9 protein-coding genes are annotated in these 11,191 nt (G+C 64.9%); 4 read left to right on the top strand and 5 right to left on the bottom strand.

Annotated features, from left to right (window positions below):
* Positions 1-196 precede the first annotated feature (196 nt).
* Positions 197-1,783 (bottom strand): ABC transporter substrate-binding protein, encoded by a 1,587-nt coding sequence (locus J1C56_RS13960; RefSeq protein WP_214390160.1) that lies wholly within the window; start codon positions 1,781-1,783, stop codon positions 197-199.
* A 287-nt stretch (positions 1,784-2,070) separates the two neighbouring features.
* On the opposite strand from J1C56_RS13960, the gene J1C56_RS13955 reads away from it, so the two are divergent.
* From J1C56_RS13955 to J1C56_RS13945, 3 genes are all read left to right on the top strand, one after another.
* Complete coding sequence (locus tag J1C56_RS13955; protein WP_214390152.1) at positions 2,071-2,994, top strand: sulfurtransferase; 924 nt, start codon at positions 2,071-2,073, stop codon at positions 2,992-2,994.
* 107 nt (positions 2,995-3,101) lie between these two features.
* Positions 3,102-4,313 carry a YeeE/YedE family protein gene (locus J1C56_RS13950; protein WP_214390150.1) on the top strand — a complete coding sequence of 404 codons (1,212 nt, stop codon included), beginning with the start codon at positions 3,102-3,104 and terminating at the stop codon, positions 4,311-4,313.
* Between the two features lie 421 nt (positions 4,314-4,734).
* Positions 4,735-5,346, top strand: a complete 612-nt coding sequence (locus tag J1C56_RS13945) for a DUF6969 family protein (protein WP_214390307.1) — start codon at positions 4,735-4,737, stop codon at positions 5,344-5,346.
* Positions 5,347-5,349: 3 nt separating this feature from the next.
* Here the strand turns inward: J1C56_RS13945 and J1C56_RS13940 are convergent, their stop codons facing one another.
* The 3 genes from J1C56_RS13940 to J1C56_RS13930 form a co-directional block, all read right to left on the bottom strand.
* Positions 5,350-6,453, bottom strand: coding sequence for a serine hydrolase domain-containing protein (locus J1C56_RS13940; RefSeq protein ID WP_214390148.1), 1,104 nt, complete (start codon positions 6,451-6,453; stop codon positions 5,350-5,352).
* Between the two features lie 30 nt (positions 6,454-6,483).
* Positions 6,484-8,082, bottom strand: coding sequence for an ABC transporter substrate-binding protein (locus J1C56_RS13935; protein WP_246591342.1), 1,599 nt, complete (start codon positions 8,080-8,082; stop codon positions 6,484-6,486).
* Positions 8,083-8,165: 83 nt separating this feature from the next.
* A complete protein-coding gene (locus J1C56_RS13930; protein WP_214390305.1) occupies positions 8,166-9,314 on the bottom strand; it encodes an NAD(P)/FAD-dependent oxidoreductase in 1,149 nt (382 codons plus the stop codon).
* Positions 9,315-9,434: 120 nt separating this feature from the next.
* On the opposite strand from J1C56_RS13930, the gene J1C56_RS13925 reads away from it, so the two are divergent.
* The gene (locus tag J1C56_RS13925) at positions 9,435-10,058 is read left to right on the top strand and encodes a helix-turn-helix domain-containing protein (protein ID WP_214390138.1); all 624 of its coding nucleotides are present in this window, start codon (positions 9,435-9,437) and stop codon (positions 10,056-10,058) included.
* Here the strand turns inward: J1C56_RS13925 and J1C56_RS13920 are convergent.
* Positions 10,055-11,191: an alpha-D-ribose 1-methylphosphonate 5-triphosphate diphosphatase gene (locus tag J1C56_RS13920; protein ID WP_214390136.1), complete on the bottom strand. Its 1,137-nt coding sequence runs from the start codon at positions 11,189-11,191 to the stop codon at positions 10,055-10,057. The two genes, J1C56_RS13925 and J1C56_RS13920, sit on opposite strands and share 4 nt — an antisense overlap.

Genomic DNA, 11,191 nt, shown 5'->3' with positions numbered 1-11,191 from the left:
TTCCGACGGTGGCGGTGCTGGCGGTGGCGGTGGTGGCTCGGGTGGCGGCGCCGGTGGTGCTGGCGGCGGCTCGGGCGGCGGCGCCGGTGGCTGAGCCTGACCGAACCTGACCGGGCAACACGCTAGAGATACCGGGCGGCGACAGCCGCCCGGTTTTTTGTTGGGTGCAGGGGAGAATTGCCCAGGCTAAGACAGATTACTTCGAAACCGCCCAATACCGGTCGTCGGCGAACGTCGTGCCCATCATCAGGCCCTTGATCCGGGCGCTTATGCCGACCTTGCGCACTTCCTGGAACATCATGATGAAAGGCGACGTGTCGGTGTGCACCTTCTGGATCGCCTCGTACATGGCCTTGCGCTTGGCGGTGTCCTGTTCGCGCACGGCGGCCATGGCATCGGGTGAAAGTGCGCCGGCGTTCCAGCCGAACCGGTCGGCCAGGCTGTCGGAGCCGTCGGGTGCGTCCTGCTTGTTGACCGCGAAGGCCTTGGCGTTGGAGTGCGGATCGGGGTAGTCGGGCCCCCACAGGCCAAGCCAGATGTCGAGGTCGTGGTTGCGGTAGCGGTCGAGCCACTCGCGGCCGCCGACGACCTGCAGATTGAGCTGGACGCCAGCCTGCGCCATGGTTGCCTGGATCGCCTTGGCAAAATCGGTGAAAGGCTGGGTGTCCCACACCACCATGTCGAGCGAGAACTCGCCACTGACGCCGCCTTCGGCCAGCAGTTCCTTCGCCTTGTCGAGGTCGAAGCTGAACGGCTTGTAGGCGATGGCGCCGAGGAAGCCGTTGGGCACCAGCGTCTGATGCACTTCCATGGTGCCGCGCGAAATGGTGTCGACGATGCCCTGGTAGTCGACAAGGTATTTCATCGCCTCGACCACCTTGGGGTTGGCGAGATACTGGTTCCGGACGTTGAGACCCATGTAATAGATGTTGCCCGAGCGGCCGTGGACGATGGCCAGCTTCGGGTTGTTGGTGAGGGTATCGAAATCGTTGGGCCCGAGCCGGTTGGCGATGTCGATCTCGTCGGTTTCGAGCAACCAGCGCTGGGCCGAGCTTTCGGCGACGTGGCGGATCAGCACGTGCTCGATCTTGGCCGGCGTGCCCCAGTAGTTGCCGTTGCGCGTCAGCAGGATCGACTCCCGCGGCTGCCATTTGCTGAGCACAAACGGACCTGATCCGGCGGAGTTCTGTGCCTTGAGCCAGCCATTGCCGTAGTCGCCATCGACCTCGTGCGCCTTGACGGTCTTGCTGTCGACGATGGCGCCCATATAGGACGACAGGCAGTAAAACAGGAAACTCGGCGAGTAGGTGTCGGCGATCGTGATGACCAGGGTCTGATCATCGAGCGCCTTGATGCGGTCGTCGACATTGTCTGGCGAAAACCCGAACTGGCCGATGATGAAGGCCGAGCGCGACTTGAGGTGAATTACCCGCCGCAGCGAGAATTCGGCGTCCCATGCGGTCACCGGATTGCCTGAGGCAAAGCGGGCTTTCGGGTTCATCTTGAAGGTGAAGGTCTTGCCGTCGGACGAAATCGTCCAACTCTCGGCGAGCAGGCCGATGATCTTGGTGGGGTCATTGACGTCGAAGCTGACCAGCGACTGATAGATCTGGCTGCTGGTCAGGACGCCGCCGACCTCGCCAACTTCGCCCGGATCGAGCGTCACCACGTCGTCAATGGCATCGGCAACGACAAGCGTATCTTCAGGCGTATGGGCAAACGCAACCGAGACGGCGAGAGCCGTCCCGAAAATCGCTGCAACCATCGCCTTGAGCAAACGCATGCCTTTGTCCCCTCATGAGCCTTTGCTGCGGCCCAAATCATCGGCTCGGCGGCGTTGATCAGAAAGTCGTCGTAATAGACCGATTTGTGAAGGGGTTATATTCTTTATTCCGCATATGAACATGCGACTTGATGTAAGGAATGAGATTCTATTTCTCTCCCAATTTCTCGTAATTCGTTTCGAGATCGTCGTCGATTAGGGTCTCCGATACCGTGTTTGCGGCGCGATTCCGGATTACTAATGTGCTCAACACCTGTTTTTAGAATCTTTTTCCCTGGAGTTGTCCGATGCGCTTTTCTCTGTTGGCTGCTGTCATTACTGCAGGCTTGGCCTTCGCCACCGGCGCGCAGGCCGAACGCCTGACCGACAAGCCGCTTGTCGACGCTGCCTGGCTCAAATCCAACCTCGGCAACAAGAGCCTCGTCGTGATCGACGTGCGCGACGCCGCCAAGGACGGCGCCAACCCCTATGCCAAGGGCCATGTGCCGGGTGCCGTGAGCGCGCCTTATGCGACGGCCGGCTGGCGCGCCGAGGTGAACGGCGTTCCCGGCATGCTGCCGCCGCTGGAGACGATTACCAAGACCATCGGCGCGCTGGGCGTCAGCAACGACAGCCATGTGGTGATCGTGCCGAACGGCACCGACTCCTCCGAGTTCGGCGGTGCCACCCGCGTCTACTGGACCTTCAAGGTGCTCGGCCATGATGCCGTGTCGATCCTCGACGGCGGCGCGCGCGCCTGGGAAGCCGCCGGCGGCGAACTCGCCACCGATGTGGCCAAGCCTGCGGCCGTCGCCTTCAAGGGCGAGCTGAAGCAGGCGCTCCTGGCGACCACCGCCGACGTCGAGAAGGCGCGCGCCGAAGGCATCAAGCTGATCGACGGCCGCCCGGCCGCGCAGTTCAAGGGCGAGGCCAAGAGCCCGGTCGTCCGCGTTGCCGGCACCATCCCCGGCTCGAAGAATCTTGAGAACACCAAGCTCTACGATGCCGACAAGGCGTCCTTCGCCTCGAAGGAAACCGTCGGCAGCCTGTCGCAGTCGGTCGGTCTCGCCAAGGACGAGCAGAACATCGCCTTCTGCAACACCGGCCACTGGGCGTCGGTGGTGTGGTTCGGCCTGAGCGAGGTTGAAGGCAACAAGAACACCAAGATGTATGACGGCTCGATGGCCGAGTGGGCCGCCGATCCGGCACGCCCCGTGCAGCCCGGCAACTGATCGCCAGACAAGGGCAGGCCCGACATGAAGATGTCCAGGAGCGATCCTGGACATCTTTCGTTGAACGGGCGATGCATCTCTAGATTCAAATTTGCGACCGAATTGAAATGACCCAGATTTCTGCAACCGCCCCGGTACCTGCCGTGCCGGTCAGCCTCGACAAGGGACCCGTCGTATTCGTCGGGCTTGCCTTCATCCTCGGCGCGCTCGCCATCGGCCAGGCGATCGATACGCGCCAGGCGGTGCTGTTTGTCATTGGCGGCCTGCTCGGCCTGGCGCTCTATCACGCCTCCTTCGGCTTCACCGGCGGCTGGCGCCGCTTCGTGGTCGAAAAGCGCGGCAACGCAATCCGCGCCCAGATGCTGATGATCGCGTCCGCGGCCGTCGTCTTCATCCCGCTTCTGTCGCTCGGCAGCTTCAACGGCCAGGCGCTTGTCGGCGCCTTCGCGCCGGTCGGCGTGTCGGTGCTGGTGGGAGCCGCGATGTTCGGCCTCGGCATGCAGCTCGGCGGCGGTTGCGGCTCGGGCATGCTGTTCACCGTCGGCGGCGGCAGCTCGCGCATGCTGGTGACGCTGATCTTCTTCATCGTCGGAGCCGTCATTGGCACGGCACACCTGCCGTGGTGGCTGGCACTGCCGGCGCTGCCCGAGATCAGCCTCGGACGGACGCTTGGCGTGCCGGGCGGGGTGATCGTCACGCTGGTCGGCCTTGGCGCTGTTGCCGGCCTCACCATGCTCGTCGAACGCAGGGCACATGGCGCCATCGAGAAGGCTAAACCCGCGCCGCGCCTGGGTGTTGCCCGTCTGTTGCACGGCCCGTGGCCGCTGATCGGGGCGGGGCTCCTGCTCGCCGGGCTCAACATCGCGACGTTGGTTACCGCCGGTCATCCCTGGTCGGTGACCTTCGGCTTCGGCCTGTGGGGCGCCAAGGTGGCGCAGGCGGTCGGCGTGCCCGTCGAGACCTGGGCGTTCTGGACTTGGCCCGGACCGGCCAAGGCGCTGGGCTCCAGCGTGCTTGCCGACGTCACCTCGGTGATGAATTTCGGCATCATCCTGGGTGCCGCGCTCGCCGCCGGCCTCGCCGGCAAGTTCGCGCCCAAGGTGCATATGCCGTTTGCCTCGTTCCTGGCGGCTGCCATCGGCGGCGTGCTGATGGGCTATGGGGCGCGGCTGTCGTTCGGCTGCAATGTCGGCGCGCTGTTTTCCGGCATCGCCTCGGGCAGCGTGCATGGCTGGCTGTGGTTCGCCTCGGCCTTCGTAGGCAGCCTCGGCGGTGTCGCGCTGCGTCCGCTCTTCGGTCTCGATGGGTTCAAGAAATGAGCGCGCGCAACACCCTCCTGTTCGGCACGGCCTTCCTCGCCGCCACCTCGGCGGTTGCCGTCGACCACTACCGCTTTGCGGCGCCCAAGCCGGCACCGGCGGCCGCCGCGCCAGCGACGCCTTGCGCTGCCGGAAACCCGTGCGCCGCGAGTTCGCCTTGTGCTGCGGCGTCACCATGCTCGGCCGCTTCGCCATGTGCTGCGGCAGCTCCGTGCGCTGCGGCGTCTCCGTGCGCGGCAGCGGCGCCTTATTCCGCGGGCTCACCTTGTTCAGCCGCGCCTGCTCCGGCGGCTGCTCCGTGCGCCGCAGCCTCGCCATGCGCGGCGGCGCCCGCACCTGCAGCGTCTCCATGTGCTGCTGCCCCCGCCGCTTCGCCTTGCGCGGCCCAGCCGCAATAGGCCAAGCTGCGGCCCGGAGGCCTATGATGGACGAGACGAGAGCCGAGGCGGCGCGGCAGGCACTGTTCTGCGAGCAGGTGCTGACGAAATCCGGCAGCAACGTGCTGCTCGAGACGCTGCGCGAGGCCAAGTCGGTCGCTGCCTGGGAGCATTTTCCCCAAGGCGACGTGTTCGACCCCGAGACCGGGGCGCAGTGGTATTACCACAGCCACCCGCCGCAGGAGGGGCAGGCAGAACACGGCCATTTCCATTGCTTCGTGCGGCCGGAAGGCGCGAACGGGCCGATCCACCACATCGTTGCCGTGGGCGTCGATCCTTATGGTCGGTTGCTGCGCCTGTTCACCGTCAACCAATGGGTCGTCGGCGACAATTGGCTGGACGCGGAGCCGACGATCGCGCTCCTGCCGCGCTTCGACCTGCATTTTGCCCGGCCGTCCTATCTGGTCAATCGCTGGCTGAGTGCAGTGGTCGATCTTTACTCGGAAGAGATCAGGATGCTGATCCGCGAGCGCGACCGCGTGCTGGCTGAGCATCAGTCGGCGAATGACACTCCAGCGCGCGACGACCGCGCGCTGGAGGTGACGTCCGAACTCGGCGTTGACCTTCGCCAGATGGCCGCCGGCCTGGGCGTCTGAACTTTACCCGCGCAGGATCGTCCTGATCGCCTGGTCGAACACCGGGTGCATGCTGCTGGCATAATACGACAGGCGGTTGCCCGAGCCGGCATTGCAGGTCATGGCGACACTCAGGCCGGACATCGGCTCGTGCTGCATGACGGTGACGTAGCCCGGAATGCCGCCCTGATGGCCGTAAAGCAGGCGGTCGGCGTAGCTGCTCTGAAACAGGCCAGCGCCTGTCTCGCGCATGCGGGTTCCCGGGAAGCTGACTTCGGCGCGGTTTTCGCTCATCTCGCGAAACAGCGGCGCGGGCAGCAGGCCACCGGAAAACAGCGCCCGCATGAACCTCACCATGTCGCTTGGCGTCGACACCATGTCGCCGCAGCCATAGGCGCCGGAGAAGGGGAAGCTGTCGGAGGAATCCTGCAGCTCGTCGGAGTAGGGCAGCACACCATCCATGCGCCACATCTCGCCGCCGTCGGCGATGCCGCTTGCAGCATCCGAGGCGGGTTTGGGGCGATGGTAGTAGCCGCGCACCATGCGTTCGTTCGGGAAACTTTCCGTCGCCGGCGACCAGGTGTCCTTGAGGCCAAGCGGGTCGAGCACTTTTTCACGCACATAGGCGCCGAGCGAAAGCCCTGATGCCGCCTCGATCAGCATGCCGGCAAGCACATAGCCGGTGTTGTTGTAGACGGCCGGGCCGCCCGGAGCGGTCTGGTTGCCAACGCTGAAGGCGAGGTCGACGAGCTTCGCCGGCGTCCACACCAGGCTCGGGTCCATCGGAATGTCGTATTCGAACTCGGGCAGGCCGCCGCGATGGTTGATCAGCTGGCGTACCGACACCTCGCGGGCGCGCGGCAGGTCGGGGAACCAGGCCGAAATCGGAGCGCCGAGATCGACCTTGCCGTCCTCAGCGAGCTTCATCAGGGCCGCTGCGACGAAGGTCTTGGTGCAGCTGCCGATCTTGAACAGCTGGTCAGGCGTGACGGGGATGTTGCGCGGCCTGTCCGACACACCTGCGGTGACGGCAACGACCTCGCCGTCACCGAGCGCGAAGGCGAGGGAGGCGCCTACCGCGCCATCGGCGCGGTAGGTTTCGAGCAGACGCTTCAATTCTTCGAGCATGACTGTCTGCCCTCTTCGTGAGTGGTGGCCTTATTCAGCGATGTCGACGGCGGCGAAATTCTGCCGGCCGAACGGATCCATCACATAGTTGAGCACGCTCTTGCGCACCGGGATCGAGACGACCGAATGGGCGATCGGCGCTTCCGGCACCTCGGCTTTCAGGATCGCCTGGGCCTGGCGGTAGATCTCGGCGCGCTTCTCCGGGTCGGCGGTGACGCGGCCGGCCTCGAGCAGCTTGTCGAAATCCTCGTTGCACCAGCGCGAGCGGTTCGAGCCGCCCTTCACGCCGTCGCAGGCAAAGGAGAAGGAAAGCATGTTGTCGGGATCGCCATTGTCGCTCGAACCGCCAAGCAGATAGGCGTCGTGTTCGCCCTTGCCAGTGCGGGTCAGGTATTCGCCCCATTCGAAGGTGACGACCTCCGACTTGACGCCGACGGCGGCCCAGTCGGCCTGGATCATCTCGGCCATGCGGCGGGCGTTGGGGTTGTAGGGACGCGACACCGGCATCGCCCAGAGCTTGATGTTGGTGCCGGCGTCGAGGCCTGCTTCCTGCAGCAGCTTCTTGGCGCCTTCTGGGTCATAGTCGATGGCAGCATCGGTGACCGCGCCCAGCTGCATCGGCGGCACGACGCTGCCGGCAAGGCTGCCGGCGCCCTGATAGACTGCCTCGACGATCGCCTGGCGGTTGATCGCCTTGGCCAGGGCGGTGCGCACGCGCACGTCGCCGAGCGGCGCGTGCTGGGTGTTGAAGCCGACCGAGCCGATGTTCTGGCCCGGCTGGCTGAGGATGTCGACGTCGGGATTGTCCTTGAGTTCTGCAAGTGCGGCAGCCGGGGGCGGGGCGGCAACCTGGCACTCGTTGGCCTTGATGCGGGTGACGCGGACGACAGGCTCCGGCGTGATGGCAAAGATCAGCGTGTCGATCTTGGGCGCGCCGTTCCAGTAGTCCTTGTTGGCGGCATAGCGGATCTGGGCGTCCTGCTGGTAGGCCTGCAGGATGAACGGGCCGGTGCCGACAGGGCGCTGGTCGATGACCTCAGGCGTGCCGGCGGCGACCATCTTCTCGGTCTGCTCCAGCGACAGGATGGAGAGGTAGTCGAGTGCGATGCCGGGCAGGAAGGTGACATTCGCCGTCGGCAGCGTGAAGCGCACCGTGTAGTCGTCGACCTTCTCGATGTTCGCGATCATCGAAGCCATGCCGAGGCCGTTGAAATACTCGTACGAGGCGTTGGCCAGCTTGTAATACGGATTGGAGGAATCGCGCTGGCGGTTGAAGGTGTAGAGCACGTCGTCGGCGTTGAAGTCGCGCGACGGGGTGAAGGTGTCGTTGGAGTGGAACTTGACGCCCTTGCGGAGGTGGAAGGTGTAGACCTTGCCGTCCTCCGACACGTCCCATGTCTCGGCGAGCGCGGGTCCGACTTCCGTGGTTCCCGGCTTGAACTCTACGAGGCGGTTGAAGATCGTCTTGGCGGCCGCATCCATGGTGGAGTCGGCAACCGTCAGCATCGGGTTGAAAGTCTCGGGGCTGGCTTCCGAGCAGTAGACCAGCGTCTTGGCGTAGGCCTGGCCGCCGAAAAGCATGGTCGAGGCGACAAGCGCCGAACGCAGAATCATGCCTGAAGAAGTCATTGTTATCGCTCCCATTTTTAGTTGTCTATGATGGCGCGCAGCGGTTCTCCTCCCGTCGCGCCAACATTCTTTCGGTCTGTGGTCTAAGTGCTCACGGCGACCATGCCGTTGGTCTGCACGAAGCGGTCCGACGCCAGCGCGGCATAGGTCACGCCGAGTTCGACGAGGTCATCCGGCAGCGGCTCGCCACGCATCAGCGCCGAGCCGAGCCGGGCCAGCGTCAGCGACACCTGGAAGCCGTAGCCGCCCTGGCCGCCGAGCCAGAAGAAGCCGGGCAGGCGCGGGTCGAAACCGACGACCGGCGTGCGGTCGGGCGCAAAGGTGCGCAGGCCGGCCCAGGGCGTCGACGGCCGGCCGACGTCCAGGCCCGTGGCCTCCTCGATGTTGTAGGCGGCGGTGGCGACGTCGATGTCCTCGGGATAGGCATCGCAAGGTTCGGTGTCGGCCTCGTCGGCGAGCGAGCCGATCAGCCGGCTTGCGTCCGGCTTGAAATAGAAGCGCTCGTGCAGGTCGACGACAAGCGGCCATTTGCGGACGTCGACGCCGGCGGGTGGATCGAACAGGAAGGCGGTGCGTCGCTTGGGCGCGAAGCCGAGGCCGGACAGGCCGGCACGGCCGGCGATGACGTCGACCCAGGCGCCGGCGGCGTTGACGACGATGTCGCCCTCGTGAATGCCCGACGCGGTGACGATGCGGAAGCCCTGCGGCGTGCGCTTGATTTCGAGCACGTCGGCGCTGGTGACGATCTTGCCGCCGGCGGCCTTCAGCGCGGAGGCCTGGGCCTGGACCATCTTGCCGGTGTCGATGTCGACGGCGCCCGGTTCATAGACGCCGCCGCAGGTCCGCTCAGGCGTGATCAGCGGCACCAGTTCGGTGACTTCCTCGGGCGACAACCGTCGCACGGACGGAACCAGTGCCTGGTACTCGGCAGCGAGCTTGTCGATGGCGTCGTCGTCGCCGGGGCCGCCGAAATGCAGGGCGCCGCGCATATGCTCGATGAAGCCGCCATCGTTGATGGCCTGCCGGCTCGCTACCGAAAGGGCGCGCACAAGCGTGTTGCCGTAGGTCTCGGTGAACAGAGCGGCGGAGCGTCCGCTGGCATGGTAGCCAAGCTGGGATTCGCGCTCGATCACCGTCACCTTGGCCCATTGCTGGACGCTGGCGGCGAGCGAAAGGCCGGCAATGCCGCCACCGATGACGATAACTTTTGGGGTGTGGGACTTGGAATGCATGGCCATTCGTAAAATCATTTTCGGATGCGGTCAATATTTAGCGTATAGGAAAAATATGGGTGAATCTTGCGACAAGGAAGGAGTTGGACTAGCTAACGTAGTCGGGTGATGGAGATGACGATGTCGGAACAGCCGAATCTCGGCGACTGCCTGCGCAACCTGAGACGGCAACATGGCTGGACGCTCCAGGACGTCAGCCATCTCACCGGCGTGGCGGTGTCGACGCTTTCGAAGGTCGAGAACGACCAGATGTCGCTGACCTACGACAAGCTGCTGCAGATCTGCGGCGGGCTCGGCATCCATGTCACCGAACTGTTGAGCGGCGACTCCAATAAGCCTACCGCGCGCACACGCCGCTCGGTGACGTCAAAGACGACGACGCTGCGCCAGCTGACACGCAACTACGACTATTTCTATCTCGCCACCGATCTGGTGCGGAAGCGCATGGTGCCGATCCTGGCCAATGCCCGGGCGCGCACGCTCGAGCAGTTCGGTCCGCTGACCAGCCATGCCGGCGAAGAATTCCTGATCGTGCTGAAGGGCGAGATCGAGGTCCACACCGAGCAATATGCGCCGGTGCGGCTCAAGGAAGGCGAAAGCGTCTATATCGACTCGACCATGGGCCACGCCTACCTCTCGGTAGGCGAGGGCGATGCCGAGATGCTGTGCGTCTGCTCCGGCGACGAGCCCGACATGGAGCAGACACTGATCGGCCTCAATGAGGAAGAGAAGGCCGGGGCTTAAGCGACGCGGCGGCCTTCGCGCCAGACGGTGCGCACGACCGGCACATGCTCGTCGACCCGCACGCGCACCAGATCGCCACGGCGACCGGCCTCGATGACGCCGCGGTCGGTGAGACCGACGGCGTCGGCCGGGTTCTTCGACACCATCGCCATTGCCTGCGGCAGCGAGATGCCATCGACGACTTCGCCGAGGAAGAAGGCCGACTGGATCAGGCTGAACGGGATGTAGTCCGACGACAGGATGTCGAGCAGGCCGTGCTCGGCAAGCGCACGGGCCGAGACGTTGCCGGAATGCGAGGCGCCGCGCATGACGTTGGGCGCGCCCATCAGGACGCCGAGGCCGGCACCCTTGGAGGCGTTGGCGGCCTCAAGCGTGGTCGGGAATTCGGCAACGCGGATCCCTTGCGCGATTGCTTCGTCGACATGGGCTGTCGTGGCGTCGTCGTGGCTCGCCAGAACGATGCCGCGCGCGTGGCAGGCGGCCGAGATGACATCGCGGTTGGGCCCGGAGTTGCGGGCGGAGTCGTCCATGCGCTTGTTACAGAAAGCCTGGAACTCGACGTCGTTCAGCTTGAGCTTGCGCTGGTAGTAATAGGCATAGGTCTCGAGGTCGACGAACTGGCGCTGGCCTGGCGCGTGGTCCATCAGCGACGCCAGCTTGACGCGGTCGTCGCCGTCGAAGACGGCAAAGCTGTCCTGGCAGTCGTTGGCCGAAACCTCGCAACGCAGATGGATGAAGTGATCGGCACGGACGCGATCGGCGCGCACGCTGTCCTCGATCGCGTCCGCAAGCAGGCGCATGTCGGTCGAGGTCATGTCGGCGTCCTCGTCGATGCCGACGCGCAGCGCGTCGAAGACGGTGGTGATGCCGGCGGACGCTACTTGCGCGTCGTGCGCGAGGACGGCGGCGATCGGGTTCCAGCGCACGCGCGGACGCGGGGCGTAGTGGCCTTCGAGATGATCGGTGTGGAGTTCGACGAGGCCCGGGATGACGAAGTCGCCACCCATGTCTTCGCCAATGGCGCTCGGGCCGGTGGAAATCTCCGTTATCTTGCCGTCGCGCACGACGATCGAGCCGTCGATCACGTCGTCGGCAAGGACGATACGGGCATTCTTCAGGACAAGGTCGGTCAT

This window comes from Aminobacter anthyllidis, assembly GCF_018555685.1.
Classification (GTDB): Bacteria; Pseudomonadota; Alphaproteobacteria; order Rhizobiales; family Rhizobiaceae; genus Aminobacter; species Aminobacter anthyllidis.
Note: the sequence above shows the minus strand (reverse complement) of the source record. Positions and strands in the feature narration are given on the sequence as shown.

Bases quoted from the DNA above. Each gene is read 5' to 3' on its own strand.
- J1C56_RS13950 (WP_214390150.1), top strand. From the start codon at position 3,102: ATGACCCAGATTTCTGCAACCGCCCCGGTACCTGCCGTGCCGGTCAGC.
- J1C56_RS13940 (WP_214390148.1), bottom strand. From the start codon at position 6,453: ATGCTCGAAGAATTGAAGCGTCTGCTCGAAACCTACCGCGCCGATGGC.
- J1C56_RS13960 (WP_214390160.1), bottom strand. From the start codon at position 1,783: ATGCGTTTGCTCAAGGCGATGGTTGCAGCGATTTTCGGGACGGCTCTC.
- J1C56_RS13945 (WP_214390307.1), top strand. From the start codon at position 4,735: ATGATGGACGAGACGAGAGCCGAGGCGGCGCGGCAGGCACTGTTCTGC.
- J1C56_RS13925 (WP_214390138.1), top strand. From the start codon at position 9,435: ATGTCGGAACAGCCGAATCTCGGCGACTGCCTGCGCAACCTGAGACGG.
- J1C56_RS13935 (WP_246591342.1), bottom strand. From the start codon at position 8,082: ATGACTTCTTCAGGCATGATTCTGCGTTCGGCGCTTGTCGCCTCGACC.
- J1C56_RS13920 (WP_214390136.1), bottom strand. From the start codon at position 11,191: ATGACCGACCTTGTCCTGAAGAATGCCCGTATCGTCCTTGCCGACGAC.
- J1C56_RS13930 (WP_214390305.1), bottom strand. From the start codon at position 9,314: ATGCATTCCAAGTCCCACACCCCAAAAGTTATCGTCATCGGTGGCGGC.
- J1C56_RS13955 (WP_214390152.1), top strand. From the start codon at position 2,071: ATGCGCTTTTCTCTGTTGGCTGCTGTCATTACTGCAGGCTTGGCCTTC.